Raw genomic sequence first — 23,112 nt, forward strand, 5'->3', positions numbered from 1 at the left:
GCATCAGCGGCTCTCCTCGAGTCCGAGCAGGTAGGCGGTGTTCCGGCAGATCATCTGGCGGATGTCCTGCTCCGAGACGCCGTGGTCGAGCAGCTGCTCGACGATGTAGATGTAGCCGTCGACGGGAAGCGGATTGCCTTCCTGACCCAGGTCGGAGTCGATGACGGTGTGCTCGGGGCCGATGCGCTCGATCCAGTCGACGAGGCGCTGGATCGGCCACCGCGGCGCCGAGACGCCGGGGTGGTACATCGCGATCTCGTGCTCCACGAACGCCCCGAGCCCCACGAGCTCCTCGAGCACGGAGTCCGGCGTGTTCACGATGAAGTCGGGGTGGTGCAGCAGCAGGCGCTTCACGCCGTTGCGATGCGCGGCGTGGAAGTAGGCGCGGATCTGCTCGCCGTCCATGTGGCCGCCGGTCATGAGGATGCCGGCTTCTGCGACGAGCTTGGTGACGGTGTCGGCGGCCTCGGAGACGTCTCCGTCGGGCCCGAGCACCGTCTCGACCTTCTCGTGGAGATCGCCGCCGGCGTTCGGGAAGCCGTCGTCGTGGCTGTGAGCGGCGATGTGCTGTGCCGCAGAGACGGTGGGCCCCCACACGCAGCGCCCCCCCATCCCGATCGCCAGAGCGACGGCGGAGGGGTTCACCCCGCCCACCTCGGTGTTGAGCGCGACACCCCCGTAGACGGGCGTGGGGGCATCGGCCAGGAGCTTGCGCATCGCGAGCACGTCCATGGCGGTGTTGTGGTGGTGCGACTTCACGAGGATCGCGCGCATGTTGATGCGCGCGGCGTCGCGCGACGCATCGACGTGGTCGATCCGGCGGGGGAACGGACTCGGGCCCGAGTGGCAATGGAGGTCGACCGCACCGTCGAGCACCTTGAGTACGGCCGGGGAAGGGGTGATCGGAGCTTCGTCGACGAACGCCACAGGAATCCTTTGTTCGATATACGCAACGGACGTTCATATTATGCACACGATCGGATTGCTGTAAACCGACACGGCTCCGGCAGGCGCCGCATCCGCGTCGATGATCGGCATGTGAACTACGATTTCGTCATGGCAATGAGCGAGCGCAAGGAGGCGTCGACCACGTCCGACATCCAGGCGGTCGCTCGCGTCGCCGAGATCTGCGGACTGTTCGGCTCGAACGAGCTCACGGCGGCGGATGTCGCCGAGCTGACCGGACTCAACCGCACGACGGCGTATCGCTACTGCTCATCGATGGTGGCCGCCGGCATCCTCGAGCGAGGTTCGCGTCGAGGCACCTTCGCGCTCGGCGGGCTCATGCTGCAGGTGGGGATCCGCGCCCTCAATCGCCGTCGAGTCGTCGACATCGCGCCCGGGCATCTGCGCCGCCTGCGCGAGGACGTGCGCCTCACCGCAGTCCTGAGCCTGTGGGCCGCAGGCCGTCCCGTCGTGGCTCTCGTCGAGGAGGACGCGAGCCGGTCGATCATGATCACCGTCCGCGCCGGCACTCGCCTCGATGAGAACGCGGCGCAGACGCACATCTACCTCGCGCACGCCGACGGCGACGCGACGGCCGCCGCGCTCCAGGGGCTGGACGCCGAAGCCGCCGCGAAGCTCATCGCCGATGTCGACCTCGCGCGCCGACAGGGCTATGCCCTGGCCAGCTACGACGGCGGGATGTTCGGTGCCGCCGCGCCGGTCTTCGACGAGAACGGCATCTGCGCGACGGTCGCGATCCTGGGCGCGCAGCAGCAGACGGATCTCTCCGAGTCCTCCGCCGCCCTGCGGGCTCTCCGCGCCACCGCCGACCAGCTGAGCGAGGAGCTCGGCGCACCGGTCGGAGCGCGCTCGGCCTGATCCCTCTCCTCCCGCCCTGCCGTGCCGTCTCGGCGGGGCGCTGAACGCTGCCCGCCGGCGCCCGAGCGGCGCCGGCGCATCCGCCGTTCCTCCTTGCGACGCGTGACGTCGTGCGCCCCGTGTGCGTGCCGACCGATGCTTCCCGCGCGGAAAACGCGTCTTTGCATTCGCGCGTCGTCGTGGTAGACAGTTACACGCAAGTTCCGTAATACGCACAATTGGATCGCAATCCGAACACAAGGAGGTTGTCGGATGCACACTCCGCGAACCCATCCAGGGCGGAGGAATCGCCGATGAAGGCGTGGGCGATTCACGTCGGCAAGCTGCTCGTCTCGTCGTTCCTGCTCTTCCTCGCCGTCGTGACGGTGCTGTTCTTCCTGCTCGAGCTCGCCCCCGGCGACCCCGTGCAGTCCCTCGTCGGCGACGTGCCGATCTCGGACGCCGTGCGGGAGCAGATCATCGCGGCATACGGCCTCGACCAGCCCGCCATCGTGCGGTACTTCACCTACCTCGGCAACGTCCTGAGGGGCGACCTCGGCTACTCCTACGCGACGAACTCGCAGCCGGTGCTCGACATCATCCTCGGCCGCGCGGGCAACACCCTCGCGCTCGCGGTCCCGGCGTTCGTCCTGTCGCTCGTCGGCGGCATCGTGCTCGGCTCGATCGCGGCGCGCACGCGCAAGCGGTGGCTCGACAGCGGCATCTCGGGGACGTCGGTCGCCCTCTTCTCGGTGCCGAACTTCTGGCTCGGCATGCTCCTGATCATCGTCTTCGCGATCTGGCTCGACTGGCTTCCGACCGGCGGCATGGCCCCGTACGGGCAATCCGGCATCCAGCCCCAGTACCTCGTGCTCCCCGTCATCACGATGGCGACCACCGAGCTCGCCTACAAGACGCGCATCATGCGGTCGTCGATGATCGAGTCCCTCGGCCAGGACTTCATCGACACCGCGCGATCCAAGGGGCTCTCCTCCTCGCGTGTGCTGTGGCGGCACGCGATGCCCAACGCGCTTCTCCCGATGATCTCGGTCGCCGGCTACAGCCTCGGCTTCATCCTCGCGGGCTCGATCCTCGTGGAGCGGGTGTTCGGCTGGCCGGGCATGGGCCTGCTCTTCTTCGACGCGATCGAGCGCAAGAACAACATGGTGGTCCTCGGGATCGTGATCGTGCTGACCGTCACGATCATCGTCGTCAACATCCTCACCGACCTCGTGTACGGACTCGTCGACCCGCGCCTGCGGGCCCGACTCATGCCCCAGCGCCGGGAGGTGGCCGCGTGACCGTGTCGCAGTTCGATGCCGTCGAGAGCATCGTCGAAACGCCGCCGACGCCCACGCCGGACTCGGATGTCGCAGGCCCCCGGCAGACGGGCGGCGCCCGCGCAGCGTGGCGCGCCTTCTTCCGCAAGCCGGCCGCGCTCGTGTTCATCCCGCTGCTGGTGTTCTTCGCCCTCGTGTCCGCGATCGGCCCGTTCTTCGTCGACAACCCGGTCTCGACCATCTACCCGAAGCTGCTGCCGCCGAGCCCCGAGCACTGGCTGGGCACCGACATGCTCGGACGCGACTACCTGTCGCGCGTCGTCTACGGCGGCCAGGTCTCGCTGCTGGTCGGATTCAGCGTCGCGCTCCTGTGCATGACGATCGGGCTCATCGTCGGCGGTCTCGCCGGGTACTACGGCAAGGCGATGGACCTGGTGATGGTCAAGGTCGCCGAGTTCTTCCAGGTGCTCCCGGGGATCGTGCTGACGCTCGTGGCGGCGGCGCTCCTCGGATCGAGCATCTGGATCATCGTCGCCATCCTGGCGGTCACGATGTGGCCGGGGGTCGCGAGGATCGCGCGCGGCGAGGCGATGCGCATCTCCCAGCTCGGCTACGTGGAGTCCGCTCGCGCAGCCGGCTTCGGGGGTGTGCACATCCTGCGCTCCGACGTGATCCCGAATCTCATGCCGCCGGTGCTCGTCGCCACGAGACGGCGGCAGCCGGCGCGCCGCCGCAGGGCGGCGAGGCTGCGCCGCTGCTCGCGATCTCGGACCTGCGGATCGCGTACGGCTACCGCACGGGCGACGTCGAGGTCGTGCACGGCATCTCGCTCGACATCCGTGCCGGCGAGGTGATGGGGCTGGTCGGCGAGTCGGGCTCGGGCAAGTCCCAGACGGCTCTCGCAACGCTCGGACTGCTGCCGGAGGGCGGCCGCGTCACGGCCGGCTCGATCCGGTTCGACGGAATCGAGCTGACGGATGCCGGCGAGAAGGCGTACGAGCGGCTCCGCGGCTCCGAGATCGCGTATGTCCCGCAGGAGCCCATCACGAACCTCGACCCGACGTTCACGATCGGCAGCCAGCTCGTCGTCCCGATGCGCAAGAAGCTCGGGCTGTCACGCGCGGAGGCGCGCGAGCGCGCGCTCGACCTCCTTCGACAGGTGGGCATCGTCGATCCTGAGCGCGTCTTCTCGTCGTACTCGTTCCAGCTCTCCGGCGGGATGGCGCAGCGCGTGCTCATCGCGGGCGCGGTGTCGTGTCATCCGCGCCTGCTCATCGCCGATGAGCCCACGACGGCGCTCGACGTCACCGTGCAGGCCGAAGTGCTCGATGTGCTGCGCGGACTGCAGCGCGAGACCGGCATGGCGGTGCTCATGGTGACGCACAACTTCGGCGTCGTCGCCGACATCTGCGACCGCGTCGCCGTCATGTCGCAGGGCGAGATCGTCGAGACCGGCGACGTGCGATCGGTGTTGGGCGACCCGCGGCACGAGTACACCCGCTCGCTCCTGGACGCGATGCTGAGCGAATCCGTCGTGCGCGACGACCTCGACGCGCGCGGAAAGGAGGTCGTGGCGTGACGACCTTGGCAGCTCCCACCGCATCGACGACCACCGTCGCCGACGAGCCCCTGCTGCGCGTGACGGGCCTCTCGGTCGGCTACCCGTCGGGGCCGCGTCGCACCCTCACGCCCGTCGTCCACGACGTGAGCTTCGACGTCTCCGAGGGACGCACACTGGGCCTCGTGGGCGAGTCCGGATCGGGCAAGTCGACGATCGGACGCGCGATCCTCGGCCTCGCGCAGCCGCAGAGCGGATCGATCCGGTTCGCCGGACGCGAGATCTCCCGCCTGTCGCGCCGTCAGCGACGCCCGCTCGCGCGCGAGATCCAGGTGATCTTCCAGGACCCGTATTCGTCGCTCAACCCGGCGATGCAGATCCAGGACATCCTCGCCGAGCCGCTCATCGCGCAGGGACGCTCGCTGCGTGATGCGCGCGCTCACGTGCGGAGTCTGCTCGACGCGGTCCACCTGCCGTCGGATGCCGCGCGTCGCGTGCCCAGCGAGTTCTCGGGCGGTCAGCGACAGCGGGTCGCGATCGCGCGAAGCCTCGCTACGGATCCGCGGCTCATCGTGTGCGACGAGCCGGTGTCGGGCCTCGACCTCAAGACCCAGGCGCGCGTGCTCGATCTGCTCATCGAGCTGCAGCAGCGCACCGGCGTCGCGTTCCTGTTCGTGTCGCACGACCTCAGCGTGATCCGCCACATCAGCCACGACGTCATGGTGCTGTTGCGCGGAAGGACCGTCGAGGCCGGCACTGTTCGCGAAGTGACGGAGAACCCGCGCGACGACTATGTGCGCCGCCTGTTCATGTCGTCGCCCGTCAGCGACCCCGACGAGCAGGCGCGACGACGAGCGGCGTTGCGAGAACTCCCGCCGGTCATCGCGCCCGGTGGGTGACCCTTCGTCTCGAAGCGAGACGAAGGGTCAGCGTCCGAGGTCGTCGTCCCGGTCGCGCTTCTTGCCGTATCGGCGCACGTACGACACGATCCACACCACGAGCGTGCCCGCGAGGATCACGACCGTCACGCCGTAGAGCAGCGCCTGCTCGAACTGACTGATCACGGACGCCGGCCCTCCGCCGCATCCGCCACGACCTTCGCGATGCGCGCCACGCGCGTCTCGGGCTTGCGAGCCATGTCGACGGCGGCGATGCCCTGCTTGCGCGCCGACGGCGGGAAAGCGTCCCAATTGGCGCGTGCGGTGGCGTTCGCGTCGAGCGCCGCCGCGAAGTCGTCGGGTTCGCGCAGGGCCTCGGCGTTGTCGAAGACGGACCACATGCCGTTCTGCTTCGCGATCTCGATCGCGCGGATGCCGGCCGGCGCCAGCAACCCGGCCGCCTCGAGCTTCGCGACGCGCTCCTTGTTCGACGCCGCCCAGCCGCTCGAGGGGCGCCGCGGCGCGAACCACAGACCGCCGCGGTGCTCGTCGAACGTGCGCACGGGCCCGTCGATCCAGCCGAAGCACAGCGCATGCAGGATCGAATCCTCGTACTCGACGAACGTGAGTCCGGAGCCGGGCCGTGCGCGCACGAGCCACGCGCCTTTCGACGTGGCGTGGTTCTCTTCGAGCCAGGCTCGCCAGGTCGCGGCATCCGGAGCCTCGACGCGTTCGCCGTCGTCAAGCGCTCCCATGCCCCGACGATAGCGCGGGCCGCCGACACCGGGGCCGGTCAGATGCCCTCGGGAAGATCGCTCTCCAGCGGTTCGCCCACGATGAGGTCGGCGACCGAGTCGACGACTTCATCGGGACGGAACGGATACTTCTCGATCTCCGCGCGATCGCTGATGCCGGTGAGCACGAGCACGGTGTGGAGCCCCGCCTCGATGCCCGCGACCACATCGGTGTCCATGCGGTCGCCGATCATGCCCGTCGTCTCGGAGTGCGCGCCGATGCGGTTGAGCGCCGAGCGGAACATCATCGGGTTGGGCTTGCCGACGACGTACGGCTCCCTGCCTGTCGCCTTCGTGATGAGCGCCGCGAACGACCCGGTCGCGGGCACGACTCCGTAGGGCGTGGGGCCGGTGGCATCCGGATTCGTGATGATGAAGCGCGCACCCGCGTTGATGAACCGGATCGCCTTCGTGATCGCCTCGAACGAGTACTGCCGCGTCTCGCCGACGACGACGTAGTCGGGCTGCGTCTCGGTCATGATGTAGCCGGCCTCGTGCAGCGCCGTCGTCAGGCCCGCTTCGCCGATCACGTACGCGGTGCCGCCGGGCATCTGCGACCGGAGGAAGTCGGCCGTCGCGAGCGCGGAGGTCCAGATGCGATCCTCCGGAACATCGAGCCCCGAACGCGCCAGCCGGGCGCTCAGGTCGCGCGGCGTGAAGATCGGGTTGTTCGTGAGGACGAGGAACGGCGTGCCGGTGTCGCGCCACTGTGCGAGCAGCTCCGCGGCTCCCAGAATCGGACGGCTCTCGTGCACGAGCACGCCGTCCATGTCGGTCAGCCAGCACTCGATATCGGCCCGGGTCCGCATGCGCACAGCCTAGCGATGCCGCATGGCGGGGAGTCCGCAGCTCCGCCCCCGCAAAGGGCCGTAGTCTTCACTCGTGAGTCGCGACGAGTGGAACCCGAGGGAGCTTCCCGACCTCGCCGACCGCACCTATCTCGTGACCGGATCGAACGCCGGATTGGGCTACTTCGCGTCGGAGCAGCTCGCCCGCGCGGGCGCCCAGGTGATCATGACCGGGCGCAATCCGAACCGGCTCGCCGCGGCGCGCGCGGCCGTGTATCGAAGGGTTCCGGATGCCGCGACCCGCGCCGCCGTCGACACGATGATCCTCGACACGAGCAACCTCGGCTCGGTGCGCGCCGCCGCCGCGACGGTACGCTCGCGCAAGCACCTCGACGGCGTGCTGCTCAACGCCGGGATCGTGCACACGCCGAAGGAGCGCCAGACGACGCTCGACGGACACGAGCTCGTCTTCGCGACGAACGCGCTCGGGCACTTCGCGCTCGCGGGCGAGCTGCTCACGACGCTCGCCGCCTCGGTGGGGCGCATGGTGTGGGTCGGCAGCATGTCGACGTCGCTCACGCCGTTCGACCCCGTCGACCCCGAGCTCGTCGACGATTACTCCGCGTGGCGGGCGTACGTGCAGTCGAAGACGGCGACCACGGCACTCGGGCTGGAGGCCGACCGGCGCCTGCGCGACGCCGGCGTCCCGGTCGCGAGCGTCGTCGCGCATCCGGGCTATTCGACGAGCGGTCGCACGCCGGGGATCATCGGCGTCAACGAGCCGAGCCGCATGACGCGATTCGTCGACAACCTCCAGGCCGCGATCGCGCAGTCGAAGGAGCATGGGGCGTGGCCGCTCGTGCGGGTACTCGTCGATCCGTCGGTCGAGGGCGGCGAGTTCTGGGGGCCGCGGTTCATCACGCACGGCGAGCCCCGCCGCGCGAAGGCGTCGCGCCTCACGCGCAGCCGCGAGATCGCCGAGCGTCTGTGGAGCGCGTGCGAGGACGCGACCGGCGTGCGCTGGCCGTTCGACCGCGCGGCGCGAGTGCGTCGGCGCTGACGCTCGGTGCTGCGGGGCGGTGCCGCGGGCGGTCAGGCCGTCAGCCACACCGCGTCGGCGGCGTCGGCCGGGAGGGGCACGTCGGTGTCGTCGATGCGGATGGCCGTCGCATCCGCCACGGTCACGATCGCCCCCACGACGACACCCGCATCCTCGAGGGCGCGCAGCAGCGCGGGGTCGCGATCGCTCACGCGCAGCACGCGGCCCTCGTGGCCCGACGGCGCCTCGGAGAGGAGCACGAACGGCTCGCGGTGGACGATGCCCGAGGCATCCGGAATCGCGTCACCGTGCGGGTCGAACCGCGGATGCCCCAACCGCTCGTCGATGCGTTCCAGCAGCCGGTCGCTGATCGAGTGTTCGAGGATCTCGGCCTCGTCGTGCACCTCGTCCCACGTGTAGCCGAACTCGCGCACGAGCCACGTCTCGATCAGGCGGTGCCGCCGGATCACGCTCGCCGCGCGCCGCTCGCCCGCCGGAGAGAGCGACACCGGGCCGTACGGGCGATGCGTCACGAGGCCCTGGGCCGCGAGCTTCTGCACCATCTCGGTCACGCTGGACGGCGCGAGCCCCAACACCGCCGCGAGCTGCGACGGCGTGATGCGATCGTCCTGCCACTCGGTGTGGTGGTAGATCGTCTTGAGGTAGTCGTCGATGGCGGGGGACGGCACGGACTCAGGCTACCTCGGCCATCACCGCCGCCCGATGCCGCAGGAAGCGCGGGACGACGCCCTGGGCCGGCGCGAACAGGTACGCGAGCGCGAACAGCACACCCATCGTGAGGACGATCGTTCCGCCGGGCGGCGTGCCGGTGCGGTAGCTCGCGTAGAGGCCGATGACAGCGGATGCCGCGGCGAGCGCCGGCGCGAGCACGAGCATCGCCGCGAACCGGTCGGTGAGCAGGTACGCAGTCGCCCCGGGCACGACGACGAGCGCGAGCGCGAGGACGACTCCCACCGTCGGGACGGCGACCACGGTCGCCAGCGTGAGCAGCACGAGGAGCAGCACACCGAGGCCGCGCAAGCTCAGACCGATCGCGCCGGCGTGGGCGGGATCGAACGCGTGGAGAACGAGGTCGCGGCGCTTGACCAGCACGACCGCGAGGGTGATCGCACCGAGCACGACGATCTGGATGAGGTCGGCGGCGCCGATCCCGAGCAGGTCGCCGAACAGCACATGGTCCCAGCCCTTCTGGCTGGGAGTGAGCGCCGCGAGCACGAGGCCGAGCGCGAACATCGTCGTGAGGACGACGGCGGTCGCGGCATCCGGCCTCACCCTGCTCGTCGACCGCGCGACGGCGATCAGGGCCACCGCGAGCAGTCCGGACAGCACCGCGCCCACGGCGAACGGCGTACCCAGCAGCGAGGCGATGACGATTCCGGGGAGCACCGCGTGCGAAACCGCATCGCCCATGAGCGACCACCCGAGGAGCACGACCCAGCAGCTGAGCACGCCGCACACGACGGCCGCCGTCAGTGCCGCCGCGAGTGCGAGCCGCATGTCGTCGTGCGTGAAGGGCTCGACGAGCCAGCCGACCACGTCCACCTCACGCGACCTGTTCGTCGGGCCGGGTGAGGTTCAGGCCGAGGGCGCGCGATACGTGCTCGGGCCGGAGGGCGACGTCGGGCGACGCGTGGAGGAGGGTGTTGCGCAAGAAGAGGATGACGTCGTCGCACAGCTCCGGCACGACGTGGACGTCACGCGTCGACACGAACACGGTGCACCCCTGCGTGGCGAGCTCGCGCAGCAGCCGCGTGAGCGCGACCTCGGTGCCCTTGTCGACGCCGGCGAACGGCTCGTCGAGCAGGAAGATGCGCGCCTCCTGCGCGAGGGCGCGCGCGACGAAGGCGAGCGTGCGCTGCTCGTGCGACAGCTTTCCGAGCGGGCGATCCGCGAGGTCGTCGAGTTCGACGCGGGCGAGCGCCCCATCGACCGCCGCCTGATCGGCGGCGCGCGGCCGCCGCGTGAAGCCCAAAGACCCGTACCGGCCCATCATCACGACGTCGCGGACGCTCACGGGAAACGACCCGTCGATCTGCTCGCTCTGGGGGACGTAGGCGACGAGGCCCGCCCGGCGCGCCTCATGCGGTGCGCGGTCGTCGAGACGGATCGTTCCGCGGTCGGGCCGCACAGCGCCGACGATCGCCTTGAACAGACTGGTCTTACCCGACCCCGCCTTGCCGACCAGTCCGCACACGGTGCCGGCGCCGATGCTCAGCGTCGCGCCGTCGACGGCGCGCACGCCTCGGTAGCTCACCTCAAGGTCTCGTACGTCGATGACGCTCATCGTTCGACCTTCCCCAGTCCTGCGAGGTCATGCCGGGTCGTCGACGACCTTTTCGGCATACCGAAACGATAGCGGTTTTTCGGGACGCCGAAACCCCCGTTCTCGGGCGGTCTGTACTCTGGGCGCGTGACTCCCACCCGACCCCCCGCGGAGCCCGCGGACGCCTCTGCCGAGCACGCCGCCGCGGAGTCCGAACCCGTGCTCCCGGTCGGCGTGGGCCCGTGGCCCGGGGGCCCCGAGGCGTGGCCCGATGACCCGCGCTACGACCCCGACCTCCTCGCCCACGGCGACCGCCGCAACGTCGTCGACGCGTACCGCTACTGGACGGTCGACGCGATCGTCGCCGACCTCGACCCGCGCCGCCACGGGTTCCACGTCGCGATCGAGAACTGGCAGCACGACATGAACATCGGCTCGATCGTGCGCAGCGCGAACGCGTTCCTCGCCGCCGAGGTGCACATCATCGGCCGCCGCCGCTGGAACCGCCGCGGCGCCATGGTCACCGACCGCTACCAGCACGTGCGTCACCACGAGGACGTCGCGGCGTTCCGGGAGTGGGCGGATGCCGCATCCGTCCCGATCATCGCGGTCGACAACGTCGAAGGGTCCGTGCCTCTCGACCGTGCCGAGATCCCCGAGCGGTGCGCGTTCCTCTTCGGACAGGAAGGCCCGGGACTGTCGCCCGGGGCGCTCGAAGCCGCGGCATCCGTCGTCGAGATCACGCAGTACGGCTCGACGCGCTCGATCAACGCGAGCGCCGCCGCGGCCGTCGTGATGTACGAGTGGTGCCGCCGCTGGGCGCGCTGACCTGCGGGGCGCTGCTCACGAGCCCGACAGCACGAGCCAGAGCAGCACTCCGTTGAGGATGATGAGGAAGACGGATGCCGCGACCCCCGCGACCGTCGTGACGACGCGATTGCGGAAACGGCCCAGGACGTCGTGCTTCGCCGTCAGGGCGACGAGCGGAATGAGCGCGAACGGGATGCCGAACGACAGCACGACCTGGCTCAGCACGAGCGCGAGGGTCGGGTCGACGCCGAACGCGAGGATCGCGAGAGCGGGCAGCAGCGTCACGAGACGGCGGGCGAGCAACGGCACGCGGATGTGCAGCAGGCCGTGCATGATCTCGGCGCCCGCATAGGCGCCCACCGACGCACTCGCGAGACCGCTCGCCAGGAGGCCCACCGCGAAGAGCGTCGCGACGGCCGGACTGATCCCCGAGGCGAGCGCCGCGTATGCGCCTTCGAGCGAGTCGGTGCCGGGCACGCCGTCAAGGTTGGCCGCGGCGAGCAGCAGGATGCAGAGATTCACGGTGCCGGCGATGATCATCGCGATCGTGACGTCCCACTTCGTCGCCCGCAGCAGGCGCTTCGTCGAGATGCCGCGCAGGCCTTCGAGCGGCACACCGCGGGTCGGCACCGCGTCGGTGCCCTGCTCAGGCGACGTGCCCGGCGGGGCGAAGCGGTCGCGCGCCAGCGCGCTGTGCGCGTAGATCGCGTGCGGCATGATCGTCGCGCCGAGGATCGACGCGGCGAGCAGGACCGAGTCGGTGCCCTCGAACCGCGGCACGAGGCCGCCCACGATGCCGATCGGGTCGGGCGGCGCGACGAATACGCCGTAGGTGAAGCCGAACGCGATGATGAGCACGAGTCCGATGACGACGAACTCGAACGGCTTCGCGCCCTTGTGGGACTGCACGAGCAGCAGCCCGATCGAGACCGCACCCGTGATGAGACCGCCCCACAGCAGCGGCACGCCGAAAAGGAGGTAGAGCGCGACCGCGCCGCCGATCACCTCGGCGATGTCGGTGGCCATCGCGACGAGCTCGGCCTGCAGCCAGTACGCGCGGCGCCCCCACTTGTTGCGCAGGCGCCCGCCGAGCGTCTCGGGGAGGCTGCGGCCCGTCACGATGCCGAGCTTCGCCGACAGGTACTGGATGAGCCACGCCATGACGTTGCCGAGCACGACCACCCAGACGAGCAGGTAGCCGTACCGCGCACCCGCGGTCATGTTGCTCGCGACGTTGCCCGGATCCAGATACGCCACGCCCGCGACCAGTGCGGGCCCGATGAGCCACGCGAGGCGGGGGAGCGTCGGAGCTCTCCGCACGCCGCCATCGTACGCGTCGCGCCGAGCGCGAGTCGGTCGCACGCGGGCGGGCGCGGAGGTTTTCGGCATGCCGAAACCATAGCGGAATTTCGGTACACCGAAAAGTGACGCACCGTCGAAGCGCCGGGCTGGATCGCGCAGCGCACGGGCGTCCGGGCGCGGAAGTGCCGATTCGTCCCGGAGCTTTCACATCAGCGCGCGTGACCTCGTCATGTACGAGCGCCGCTGCCGCTCGGCGCCCCCAACCGGGTCCCCGCCCGGGGGATCAGCCGCCGGCGGTCATCCACTCCGGCCGCAGCACGCGCCACCCGAGCGTCGCGAGGCGCGCGAGCATGTACACGCCGAAGAACGCCACCGCGAGCCACGCGAGTCCCGCCGCGCCCGTCGGGTGCAGCATCGCGAGCATCACGAGCGCCGGGAGGAACGGCACGAGGTTCAGGCCCCCCGCGATCGCGAGGTAGCGCGCGTCGCCCGCGCCGATGAGCACGCCGTCGAGCACGAACACGACACCGCACACCGGCTGCGCGACCGCGAGGACGACGAGCGCCGGCTGCACGAGGGCGGCCACCTCGGGGTCTCCCGTGAACACGAGCCCGATGAGCGCCGAGAAGCCGCCGATGAGGGCGCCGACGAGCACGCCGAACCACGCGCCCCACGCGACCGTGCGGCCCAGCACGCGGCGCACGAACGGCTCGTCCTGGGCGCCCAGCCCCTTGCCGATGAGCGCCTGCGCGGCGATCGCGAGCGCATCGAGCGCGAACGCCGCCGTCGAGAAGATCGTGAACGCGACCTGCCAGCCCGCGAGCTCCTCGGTGCCGAGCATCGTCGCGACGGCGACGGTCGCCAGCAGCGCGAGGCGCAGCGAGAGCGTGCGCAGGAAGAGCCAGCCGCCGGACCGAGCCGACCCGCGGACACCTTCGCGCTGGGGCAGGACGGATGCCTCATGCTCGCGCGCGAGTCGCCCGATCACGATCGCGTAGGCGGCGACCATGCCCCACTGCGCGAGCACGGTGCCGAACGCCGAGCCCGCGATGCCCCACCCGAGGCCGTAGATGAAGAGCCAGTTCAGGAGCGCGTTCGCCGCGAACCCGATGCCCGCGATCCACAGGGGCGTCACCGTGTCCTGCATGCCGCGCAGCAGGCCGGTCGCGGCGAACACGATGAGCATCGCCGGCAGCCCCCACATCGAGATGCCGAGGTATGTGATCGCATCGGCGGCGACCTCGGGGCTCGCGCCGAACAGCCCGACCAACAGCGGGGTCGCGAGGTAGCCGGCGATCGCGAGGAGGGCGCCGAGCCCGAGCGCGAGCCACAGCCCGTCGATGCCGACCGAGACGGCGCGCGACGGGTCGCCGGCGCCGAACCGGCGGGCCACGGCGGGCGTGGTCGAGTAGGCGAGGAACACCATGAGCCCGACGATCGTCTGCAGCACCGCCGACGCGATGCCGAGCGCCGCGAGCGGCACGACGCCGAGGTGGCCGACGAGCGCCGAGTCGACGATGAGGAAGAGCGGCTCGGCCACGAGCGACCCGAGCGCGGGCACCGCGAGGTGCAGGATCGCGCGGTTCAGCGTCGCGGGTCGGGTCGTCACGCGTCGAGCCTAGAGCGGACCCGGGACGCCGAGGCTCGCCGCCGCGCGAGCCTTCGGGGCTGCCCCGGCGCCGGTCGATAGGTTCGAAGAGTCTGTGCTCGCCTGAGTCTCGCCCGGGGGAAGAGATGGATCTGACCGCACGCCTGCGCCGATGGTTCGAGCGATTGCCCGGATGGGTGCGGGTGGCCGTCGGAATCGTGGCCATCGCGCTCGGCGCCGTCATCGTGCTCCGGCCCACGACATCGCTGGGCGTGCTCGCGCTGCTCATCGGCGCGGGGCTCGTCCTCACGGGCGTGCTCACGCTGACGGGCGGCGGCGAGGCGGAGCCGGCGGGGTCGCCGTCGCGCTGGCGTGGTCTGCTCGCGGCGGTGTGGATCATCGCGGGCGTCTTCGTGCTCGCGTGGCCCGGGCTGACGGTGCGCGTGCTCGCGCTCGTCGTCGGGATCGCGCTCATGGTGAACGGCGTCGCATCGCTGCTCGCCGCGTTCCGCAGGGGTGTGACGCCCGATGCCCGCGTGGCGTCCGGGGCGTTCGGCCTTGCGGGGATCGCCTTCGGCGTCCTCGCGCTCGCGTGGCCCGACATCACGCTCCTGGTCGTCGCGATCGTGTTCGGCGCGCGCCTGATCATGTCGGGCGTCGCCGAGGTGTGGCTCACCATTCGGCATCGCGCTCGCGACGAGACGGGGGCGGACGAGCCGGATGCCCGTCCAAGCGTGCTGCGACGGTGGGTCCGCACGGTCGCTGCGGTGCTCGCGCTCGTGCTGGCGGGGGCGGCCGCATCCGTCAGTCTGTCGATTCGCGCGGGGAGTCCCGTCGTCGACGACTTCTATGCGGCGCCGCGCACGGTGCCCGACGAGCCGGGCGAGCTCGTCCGCGCCGAGCCCTTCACGCGCGGCGTGCCGCAGGACGCGCTCGCGTGGCGGATGCTCTACACGACGACGAACCAGGACGGTCGCTCCGCGATCTCGAGCGGCATCGTGGTCGTTCCTCGCGAGGGCGCGGGCGACTGGCCCGTGATCGACTGGGCGCACGGGACGACTGGCGTCGCACAGCACTGCGCGCCGTCGCTGTCGCCGCAGCCGTTCGAGTCGGGCGCACTGTTCGTGCTGCCCGACGTGATCGCGAACGGGTGGGCGCTCGTGGCGACGGACTACATCGGGCTGGGGACCGAGGGGCCGCATCCGTATCTCGTCGGCGACCCGACCGGCCACGCCGTGCTCGACGCCGTGCGCGCCGCGCGGCAGCTCGACGACGCGCGCCTCGGCGACCAGACGGTCGTGTGGGGCCACTCGCAGGGTGGCGGCGCGGCCCTCTGGGCGGGGGTGCTCGCCGACGAGTACGCGCCGGACGTGCCCCTCGACGGGGTGGCCGCGCTCGCGCCGGCCGCCGACCTCAGCGGTCTCGCGAACGACCTCCCGCACCTGACCGGCGGAAGCCTCATCATGTCGTTCGTGATCGACGCGTATGCGCACGTCTTCGACGACATCACGTATCGCGAATATGTCCGCCCGGGCGCTGAGGCGACCGTGCGCGAGATGGCCACGCGCTGCTTCGCCGACCCTGCGACCGCTGTCTCGGTGCTGGATCTGATGGGGCTCTCGAACGACCCCGACATCCTCGCGGCGGATCCCACAGGCGGACCGCTCGGGACGCGCCTCGTCGACAACACCCCGCCGGCCGAGATCACCGCACCGCTGCTGATCGGGCAGGGGGCCGCGGACCGGCTCATCCTCCCCGAGACGCAGGACGACTACGTTGACGGCCTGTGCGAGTCGGGGGTGCGGGTCGACTACCGGGTCTACGAGGGCCGCGATCACGTCCCGCTCGTGCAGCGGGACTCGCCGCTCATCCCCGAGCTTCTCGTCTGGACGCAGTCGCGCTTCGCCGGCGACCCCGTCGCCGACGGCTGCGCGCGCAGCGGACCGTGAGCGCGCGGCATCCGCTCACACCGACGGGGCATATCCTGGACGGATGACCGACGCTGCCCGATCAGGTCTCGCTCTCGAAGAGCTGAGCGCCGACATCCGTCCGCAGGACGACCTCTTCCGCCACGTCAACGGCGCCTGGATCGAGCGCACCGAGATCCCCGACGACAAGGCTCGCTGGGGATCGTTCCATCTCATCGCCGAGCAGGCCGAGAAGGACGTGCACGCGATCATCGAGGAGGCGAGCGCGGCCGAGCCGGGCACCGAGACCCGTAAGATCGGCGACCTCTACACGAGCTTCATGGACACCGAGCGCATCGCCGAGCTCGGTGCGAAGCCGATCGCCGACCAGCTGTCCCGCGTCGACGAGATCACCGACATCCCCTCGTTCCTGCGCACGCTCGGCGAGCTGGAGCGCGACGGCGTGAGCGGCATCGTGCACCTGTACGTCGAGCCCGATCCGGGCAACCCGCAGCGCTACCTCCCGTTCCTCATCCAGGGCGGACTGTCGCTTCCCGACGAGAGCTACTACCGCCTCGAGAACTTCGGCGAGACGCGCATCGCGTTCCGCACGCACGTGGAGCGCCTGCTCGAGCTGGCGGGCATCGCGGATGCCGCGGCCGCCGCCGACCGCATCACCGCGCTCGAGACAGAGCTCGCGACCCACCACTGGGACAACGTGCGCAGCCGCGACGCCGTCGCGACCTACAACCTCAAGACGTGGGACGAGGTCAAGGCGCTCGCCGCCGTCGACCTCGAGCCGTGGCTCGAGGGCATGGCGCCCGGGCACCGCGACGCGTTCGCGGAGGTCGTCGTGTACCAGCCGAGCTTCCTCGAAGGGCTCGGTACGGTGCTCGTCGAGGAGCGCCTCGAGGACTGGAAGGCGTGGCTGCGGTTCGGCATCGTGCATGCGGCGGCCGCGTTCCTGTCGGACGAGTTCGTCGACGAGAACTTCTCGTTCTACGGCACGCAGCTCACCGGTGTGCCCGTTAATCGCGAGCGCTGGAAGCGCGGCGTCAGCCTCGTCGAGGCGGCGATGGGCGAGGCCGTCGGCAAGGTGTACGTCGAGCGGCACTTCCCGCCCGCCGCGAAGGAGGCGATGGACGAGCTCGTCGGAAACCTCGTCGAGGCGTACCGCGAGAGCATCTCGACGCTCGAGTGGATGAGCCCCGAGACGCGTGAGCGCGCGCTCGCGAAGCTCGGGGCCTTCACGCCGAAGATCGGCTACCCGGTCAAGTGGCGCGACTACTCGACGCTCGAGATCGACGCGACGGACCTCATCGGAAACGTCCGCCGCGCGCACATCTTCGAGCACGATCGCCAGCTCGACAAGGTCGGCAAGCCGATCGACCGCGACGAGTGGTTCATGACGCCGCAGACGGTCAACGCGTACTACAACCCGCTCATGAACGAGATCGTCTTCCCCGCGGCGATCCTGCAGTACCCGTTCTTCGACGCGGAGCGCGACGCGGCCGCGAACTACGGCGGCATCGGCGCCGTCATCGGCCACGAGATCGGCCACGGCTTCGACGACCAGGGCAGCCGTTACGACGGTGACGGGTCGCTGCGCGACTGGTGGACGGATGCCGACCGCGCCGCGTTCGAGGAGCGGACGAAGTCGCTCATCGCGCAGTTCGACGGACTCACGCCGGCCGGCCTGTCCGACGAGTACAAGGTCAACGGCGCCCTCACGATCGGCGAGAACATCGGCGACCTCGGCGGCCTCGGCATCGCGATCAAGGCGTACCGACTCCACGTCGCGAAGAGCGGCGAAGACCCCGACGGACCCGTCATCGACGGCTACACCGGCATCCAGCGGCTGCTCCTGAGCTGGGGTCAGATCTGGCAGCAGAAGGGCCGCGACGCCGAGACGATCCGCCTGCTGACGATCGACCCGCACTCGCCGAACGAGTTCCGCTGCAATCAGATCGTGCGCAACGTCGACGCCTTCTACGAGGCGTTCGACGTCCAGCCCGGAGACGCCCTGTGGCTCGACGAGAGCGAGCGCGTCACGATCTGGTGACGGACGGCGCGCCGACCTGCGGGCCGGCGCGCCGCGGCGTAGACCTGGACGCCACCCGAAACCCACTGAAGACTCGATCCCCCCCGGATCCGGCTCCGACCTCAAACTGAATATCGCCCCCGCAACCGAACACCCCCGTAACAGAACATCGCTCTGCAGTACCTCGGCGTGCCCCCGCGCGCCGAGCCGACATCCGAAACCCCCGGAAGGAACCCCGCTCATGGGCATGCCCCCTGAGCCCTTCGACACGGACGACCCGCCCAGAGACACCGGATCGCTGCGCAGCTCGCAACGAAGCAGCAGCAACAGCCGCCGGCTCCCGCGCCGCGCGGCGGCCCGCAAACCCGCGTTCGCGTCGACGTTGAAGGCGCTCGATGACCTCGCCGCAAACGGTGCGCGCATCTCCGTGCGCATCACCGACCTCGACCGCGGCACCGCCGTGCTGTCGGGCGACGACTTCGTCACCCTCCCCGTCGCCGGGCTCGGCGTCGTCCCGCTGCTGATCGAGGTGGCGGCCGCCTTCGAGGCGGGCACCCTCGATCCGCTCGAGATCATCGATCGTTCGTCGGTCGAACGCGTTGCGGTGGGGGGAGTGTGGCAGCACCTCATGGCCCCCGCACTGCCGCTCTCCGACCTCGCGGTGCTCACCGCGTCGACGGGCGACGCGCTCGCGGCGAACGCGCTGCTCGCCCGCGTGGGACTGCCCGCCGTGCGGCGGCGTATCGAGCTGCTCGGGCTCTCGCGCTCCGCGCTGTTGGACCGGTTCCGCGACGAGCGCGGTCCCGATGACGCGCCGCACTTCGCGCTGGGCTCGTCGCGCGAGCTGTCCGAGGTGTTCGCGGCCCTCGTCAACTCGCAGGCGGTCTCGCCCGGGGTGAGCGCGCAGGTCGCCGAGTGGCTGAGCCTCAACCACGATCTGTCGCTCGTGGCATCCGCGACGGGCCTCGATCCGTTCTCGCACGAGAACGACGAGCACGGCCTGCTGTTCATCAACAAGACCGGTCGCGACGACGGCATCCGGGTCGAGGCCGGCGTGCTCGCCGGACCCCGCGCCGGAGTCTCGTACGCCTTGATCGTGTGCTTCGACGACCTGTCGATCATGCACCGGCTGCGCGCGCACGAGGCGTTCCGCATCCTCGGCACCGAGCTCATGGAGTACGTCTTCTGACGTCTCGCCGCGTCGCGACGGGGGATTGACCGCCTCCGCGGCCTCCGTTACATTCGCCCCCAATAATATCAACCGCCTTGATATTACTGACCGTCGATGTCGACGGCCAGGGTTCGAGAACACGAGACGTGGAGGTCTTGGGCATGACGAATCCATTCAGAAGGAGGCGCTCCGGCGTCGCGATGGCGACCGTCGCAGCGGTCGCGGTGGCGGGAGTGCTCGCGGGCTCGGCGCCCGCGGCAGCGGACGACGAACGCGTGATCACGGGCTCGCTCGAGGACTCGACGCCGTACCGGTTCATCGTTCCGAGCGACTGGAACGGGACGGTCTTCGTCGACCTCGACTTCGGCCCCTCGGGTCCGATCGCACCCCACGTGCAGCACCTGATCGACGACGGCGCGGCCTACGGCGGAACGACCCGCTCGGTCACCGGGTGGGACATCGCGTCGGCGATCGACAACCAGGTCGAGGCGCTGCGGCGGTTCGCCGGCGAGGTCGGCACGCCCGAGCGCGCGATCACGATGGGCGCGTCCATGGGCGGATTCGTCGCGGCGGGTGTCGCACAGCGCTACCCGTCGCTCATCGACGGTGTGGTCTCGATGTGCGGCGGGCTGTCGGGCTCGGTCTCGCAGTGGAACCAGAAGCTCGACACGGTCTTCGTGCTCTCGAACCTGCTCGACCCCGAAGGCACGCTCCCGGTGATCGACATCCCCGCCGACGTGAACGGGTCGGTCAACGCGTGGCGTGCGCGTCTCGCCGAGGCGCAGTCCACGCCCGAGGGGCGTGCGCGCATCGCGCTCGCTGCGGCGATCGGACAGCTCCCCGCGTACTCGTCGTCGGCGCCGCGGCCCGAGCCGCGTGACGTCGAGGCGTACCAGGCCGGCTGGTACGGCGCCCTCTCCGGCGACGGACTGCCCTACATCGGGCAGGCGATGAGCAGCCGCCGCAGCATCGAGGCACTCGTCGGCGGCAACCCCTCGTGGAACACCGGCATCGTGTACGCCGACCAGTTCCGCAAGCTCGCGCCGGATGCTCGCAGCGTCGTCGAGAAGCTGTACAAGGCCGCAGGGCTGTCCCTCGCCGAGGATCTCGCCCAGGTCGACGCCGCGCCGCGGATCGAGGCCGACCCCGCAGCGGTCGAGCGGTTCGAGAAGGGCATCGAGTTCGATGGGAACCTCGAGGTGCCCGTCGTGACGCTCGTCAACATCGGCGACCAGATCTCGACGGTCGCGCAGCAGGAGGAGTATGAGCGTCTCGTCAAGAAGGCCGGCAACGCCGACCTGCTGCGGCAGACGTACGTCGACTCCGCCGGGCACTGCGCGTTCACGGCGGCCGAGCGCGTCGCCGCGGCCGAGCTCCTGCTCCACCGCCTCGACACGGGCAAGTGGCAGGGCCGAGACAACCACCAGCGCATGAACGACGCGGCCCGTGCGCTCGGTCTCGGCGACGCGCGCTTCATCCGGTTCTCGCCCGACACGTTCAACCGCCCGTACACGTCGACGCTCGCGCCGACGGTCGAGCAGTGGACGGGGCAGCTCGCGAACGGCACGGCGTACAACATCCACCTGCCGAGCGACTGGAACGGCGTGCTCGTGATGGACGCCGACCTCCGTCAGGCGAACGATCCGCGCGTGCGCTGGCTCATGGAGCAGGGCTACGCCTCGGCGACGCGCTCGCGTGACATCACGGACTGGGCAGTGGGTGCCGGTGCGTCCGACCTCGTGGAGCTGAAGGGCACGTTCGAGGCCGCCGTCGGCCGTGCGCCGACGACGACGATCGTCGCGGGCGGCTCGCTCGGCGGCCTCGTCACGCGCGAGACCGTCGACACGTACGGTGCGGAATTCGACGGCGCCATCCCGATGTGCGGCGGCGGCGCGGGCCTCGTGGGCATGTGGAACCACCGCCTCGACGCCACGTGGGTGCTCGATGTGCTGGTCGGCGACGAGCCGATCGAGCTGGTCGACATCACCGACCAGGCGGCGGCGGATGCCGCGCTCGCGGCCCTCGTCGACGAGGCGATGTCTACGCCCGAGGGTCGCGCACGCGTCGCCCTCGCCGGGGCGATCGGTCACGTCTCGGGCTGGCCCGCCCGTGCGGAGCGACCCGCGGCCGACGACTACGCCACGCAGCTCGACACCATCGCCGACGGCATCTCGATCATGCTGCTTCGCCGGTCGGTGCTCGAAGCGACAGCGGGTGGGAACATCTCGTGGAACGTCGGCGTCGACTACCGCGCGCAGTTCGAGCAGTCGGGTCAGACCGACATCGTTCACGCGCTGTACGAGGCCGCAGGGCTCGACCTCGCGAGCGACCTCGCCGCCCTCGAGACCGCGCCGCGGGTCGAGGCGGACGCCGCGGCCGTCGCCTGGACGCACGAGAACGGCGTCTACAGCGGCGCGCTGTCGATCCCGGTGCTCGACATGTACACGGGCTCCGATCCGCGTGCGGCGCTCAGCGAGATGAACGCGTATCGCGACGTCGTCGCGGCGGCGGGGAGCAGCGACCGGCTGCGCCAGGTCGTCGTCGAGCGGTCGGGTCATTGCGCCTTCACGGCCGGTGAGTACGCGGCGGCGGTGGACGCTCTGCTCGAGCGGCTCGAGCGGCCGACGTGGGGTTCGATCGCGAAGCCCGCGAAGCTGAACCAGCGCGCGGCGGCGCTGCAGGCCGCGACGTCGATCGACCTCGGTGGGGCGGCTTTCGTCGACCCGGGTGAGGTTCCCGACTTCCCGCGCATCTTCAGCGAGGCGTCGCCGATGCCCTGATCGACCTGCGTCCTGACGGTGGGGGCGGGGCGTGCGCGACGGGTTCGTGTACGCCCCGTCTTCGTCATCCGGGGCCCGTGGCGTAGCATCCGAGAAAATAGTTGAATTTCTCAAACATCAACTTTTATGATGTTATTGCGGTGCTCGACCGACACCGCCTGATCTGCACGAAGATGTGGAGTTCTCATGCGTATCCGAACCAGCGCCACCCCCCTCGCCGCTGTCCTCGCCCTCGGCCTCCTCGCCGGCTGCTCGTCGGCCGCGCCGGAAGCCGAACCCGAAGAGACGGATGCGGCGGCCGACGCACCCCTCTACGACATGCTTCCCGACGCCATCAAGGAGGCCGGCGTCATCAAGATCGCCGGCGACACGCACCCGCCCTACCGCACCATCGAAGAGGGCGGTGAGATCACCGGCATCGACCCCGACCTGCAGGAGGCGCTGTCGGAGCAGCTCGGCGTGCCCTTCGAGATCATCACCGCGTCGGGCCTCGACGCGATGCTCACCGGAATGCTGTCCGGCCGCTTCGACGCGTTCAACGGTCCCGTGCGCGTGACCCCCGAGCGTCTCGAGGACTTCGACGCGGTCGTGTGGATGACCACGCGCACCTCGTACATCTTCCTCGACGAGCGCGCCGACGAGCTCGACGACCCCGAGGCCGTGTGCGGTGCGCGCGTGGCGGGCGTCACGGGCTCGGTCACCGAGAGCCAGCTCGCGCGCTACAACGAGTGGTGCGAGGCGGAGGGACTCGAGCCCGCGGAGTTCATCGGCCTCGAAGACAGCAACGCGACCTTCCTCGCGGTCAACTCCGACCGCGCCGACTACGCCGGCACGACCCAGTCCGCCGCGATCGACCTGCAGGCCAGCGACCCGGGGCGGTACGGCTACCTCCTGCAGTCGGATGAGCAGGGCGCCGGCATCGACCAGCTCGCGATCTTCATGCCCAAGGGCAACGGTCTCGCGGAGCCGATGCTCGCGGCGTTCGAGGCGATCTTCGAGAACGGCGAGTACGAGCGGATCATGTCGGAGTGGGGCATCGAGAACGCCGCCGTCGACGCTCCCGCTCTGAACCCCGACACCGCCAAGTGA

21 protein-coding genes are annotated in these 23,112 nt (G+C 70.4%); 12 read left to right on the forward strand and 9 right to left on the reverse strand.

The features are described 5' to 3' along the window. Nucleotides 1-3 precede the first annotated feature (3 nt). Nucleotides 4-927 carry a DUF6282 family protein gene (locus VFF97_RS15225; RefSeq protein WP_325034344.1) on the reverse strand — a complete coding sequence of 308 codons (924 nt, stop codon included), beginning with the start codon at nt 925-927 and terminating at the stop codon, nt 4-6. 129 nt (nt 928-1,056) lie between these two features. Between VFF97_RS15225 and VFF97_RS15230 the strand changes: the two genes are divergently transcribed. The 5 genes from VFF97_RS15230 to VFF97_RS15250 all read left to right on the forward strand — a co-directional run bounded on the left by VFF97_RS15230 (nt 1,057) and on the right by VFF97_RS15250 (nt 5,540). Next, nucleotides 1,057-1,824 (forward strand): IclR family transcriptional regulator, encoded by a 768-nt coding sequence (locus VFF97_RS15230; RefSeq protein WP_325034345.1) that lies wholly within the window; start codon nt 1,057-1,059, stop codon nt 1,822-1,824. Nucleotides 1,825-2,117: 293 nt separating this feature from the next. After that, the gene (locus VFF97_RS15235) at nt 2,118-3,104 is read left to right on the forward strand and encodes an ABC transporter permease (protein WP_325034346.1); all 987 of its coding nucleotides are present in this window, start codon (nt 2,118-2,120) and stop codon (nt 3,102-3,104) included. Next, a complete protein-coding gene (locus tag VFF97_RS15240) occupies nt 3,101-3,937 on the forward strand; it encodes an ABC transporter permease (RefSeq protein WP_325034347.1) in 837 nt (278 codons plus the stop codon). Before VFF97_RS15235 ends, VFF97_RS15240 begins: the two co-directional genes overlap by 4 nt. Further along, nucleotides 3,898-4,662: an ABC transporter ATP-binding protein gene (locus VFF97_RS15245; RefSeq protein ID WP_325034348.1), complete on the forward strand. Its 765-nt coding sequence runs from the start codon at nt 3,898-3,900 to the stop codon at nt 4,660-4,662. Before VFF97_RS15240 ends, VFF97_RS15245 begins: the two co-directional genes overlap by 40 nt. Continuing rightward, a complete protein-coding gene (locus VFF97_RS15250; RefSeq protein WP_325034349.1) occupies nt 4,659-5,540 on the forward strand; it encodes an ABC transporter ATP-binding protein in 882 nt (293 codons plus the stop codon). The genes VFF97_RS15245 and VFF97_RS15250 overlap by 4 nt, the downstream gene beginning before the upstream one ends. Before the next feature lie 27 nt (nt 5,541-5,567). Here VFF97_RS15250 and VFF97_RS15255 read toward each other — a convergent pair whose 3' ends face one another. Genes VFF97_RS15255 through VFF97_RS15265 form a run of 3 tightly spaced genes read right to left on the reverse strand, consistent with a single transcriptional unit; the run spans nt 5,568 to nt 7,122 of the window. After that, nucleotides 5,568-5,705 (reverse strand): hypothetical protein, encoded by a 138-nt coding sequence (locus VFF97_RS15255; RefSeq protein WP_325034350.1) that lies wholly within the window; start codon nt 5,703-5,705, stop codon nt 5,568-5,570. Continuing rightward, nucleotides 5,702-6,274 (reverse strand): YdeI/OmpD-associated family protein, encoded by a 573-nt coding sequence (locus tag VFF97_RS15260; protein WP_325034351.1) that lies wholly within the window; start codon nt 6,272-6,274, stop codon nt 5,702-5,704. The genes VFF97_RS15255 and VFF97_RS15260 overlap by 4 nt, the downstream gene beginning before the upstream one ends. A gap of 38 nt (nt 6,275-6,312) precedes the next feature. Next, nucleotides 6,313-7,122, reverse strand: a complete 810-nt coding sequence (locus VFF97_RS15265; RefSeq protein ID WP_325034352.1) for an HAD-IIA family hydrolase — start codon at nt 7,120-7,122, stop codon at nt 6,313-6,315. A 73-nt stretch (nt 7,123-7,195) separates the two neighbouring features. Between VFF97_RS15265 and VFF97_RS15270 the strand changes: the two genes are divergently transcribed. Further along, nucleotides 7,196-8,161: an SDR family NAD(P)-dependent oxidoreductase gene (locus tag VFF97_RS15270; protein WP_325034353.1), complete on the forward strand. Its 966-nt coding sequence runs from the start codon at nt 7,196-7,198 to the stop codon at nt 8,159-8,161. A gap of 32 nt (nt 8,162-8,193) precedes the next feature. Here the strand turns inward: VFF97_RS15270 and VFF97_RS15275 are convergent, their stop codons facing one another. Genes VFF97_RS15275 through VFF97_RS15285 form a run of 3 tightly spaced genes read right to left on the reverse strand, consistent with a single transcriptional unit; the run spans nt 8,194 to nt 10,445 of the window. After that, complete coding sequence (locus VFF97_RS15275; protein WP_325034354.1) at nt 8,194-8,829, reverse strand: metal-dependent transcriptional regulator; 636 nt, start codon at nt 8,827-8,829, stop codon at nt 8,194-8,196. 4 nt (nt 8,830-8,833) lie between these two features. Next, a complete protein-coding gene (locus VFF97_RS15280; RefSeq protein WP_325034355.1) occupies nt 8,834-9,697 on the reverse strand; it encodes a metal ABC transporter permease in 864 nt (287 codons plus the stop codon). Between the two features lie 7 nt (nt 9,698-9,704). Then, nucleotides 9,705-10,445 (reverse strand): metal ABC transporter ATP-binding protein, encoded by a 741-nt coding sequence (locus VFF97_RS15285; RefSeq protein ID WP_325034356.1) that lies wholly within the window; start codon nt 10,443-10,445, stop codon nt 9,705-9,707. Nucleotides 10,446-10,571: 126 nt separating this feature from the next. On the opposite strand from VFF97_RS15285, the gene VFF97_RS15290 reads away from it, so the two are divergent. Then, entirely contained in the window at nt 10,572-11,252 is a 681-nt protein-coding gene (locus tag VFF97_RS15290) for a TrmH family RNA methyltransferase (RefSeq protein ID WP_414684269.1), read from the forward strand. Between the two features lie 15 nt (nt 11,253-11,267). On the opposite strand, the gene VFF97_RS15295 is transcribed toward VFF97_RS15290, so the two are convergent. Beyond that, nucleotides 11,268-12,554: an Nramp family divalent metal transporter gene (locus tag VFF97_RS15295; RefSeq protein ID WP_414684270.1), complete on the reverse strand. Its 1,287-nt coding sequence runs from the start codon at nt 12,552-12,554 to the stop codon at nt 11,268-11,270. Between the two features lie 265 nt (nt 12,555-12,819). Beyond that, complete coding sequence (locus tag VFF97_RS15300; protein ID WP_325034358.1) at nt 12,820-14,145, reverse strand: MATE family efflux transporter; 1,326 nt, start codon at nt 14,143-14,145, stop codon at nt 12,820-12,822. A 125-nt stretch (nt 14,146-14,270) separates the two neighbouring features. Between VFF97_RS15300 and VFF97_RS15305 the strand changes: the two genes are divergently transcribed. From VFF97_RS15305 to VFF97_RS15325, 5 genes are all read left to right on the forward strand, one after another. Continuing rightward, entirely contained in the window at nt 14,271-16,073 is a 1,803-nt protein-coding gene (locus VFF97_RS15305; RefSeq protein WP_325034359.1) for a lipase family protein, read from the forward strand. 43 nt (nt 16,074-16,116) lie between these two features. Continuing rightward, nucleotides 16,117-18,093 carry a M13 family metallopeptidase gene (locus tag VFF97_RS15310; protein ID WP_325034360.1) on the forward strand — a complete coding sequence of 659 codons (1,977 nt, stop codon included), beginning with the start codon at nt 16,117-16,119 and terminating at the stop codon, nt 18,091-18,093. A gap of 220 nt (nt 18,094-18,313) precedes the next feature. After that, nucleotides 18,314-19,261 (forward strand): serine hydrolase, encoded by a 948-nt coding sequence (locus VFF97_RS15315; protein WP_414684272.1) that lies wholly within the window; start codon nt 18,314-18,316, stop codon nt 19,259-19,261. A 143-nt stretch (nt 19,262-19,404) separates the two neighbouring features. Then, a complete protein-coding gene (locus tag VFF97_RS15320) occupies nt 19,405-22,023 on the forward strand; it encodes a hypothetical protein (RefSeq protein ID WP_325034361.1) in 2,619 nt (872 codons plus the stop codon). Nucleotides 22,024-22,209: 186 nt separating this feature from the next. Beyond that, nucleotides 22,210-23,112, forward strand: coding sequence for a transporter substrate-binding domain-containing protein (locus tag VFF97_RS15325; protein ID WP_325034362.1), 903 nt, complete (start codon nt 22,210-22,212; stop codon nt 23,110-23,112).

Source organism: Microbacterium sp., from assembly GCF_035687345.1.
Taxonomy (GTDB): domain Bacteria; phylum Actinomycetota; class Actinomycetes; order Actinomycetales; family Microbacteriaceae; genus Microbacterium.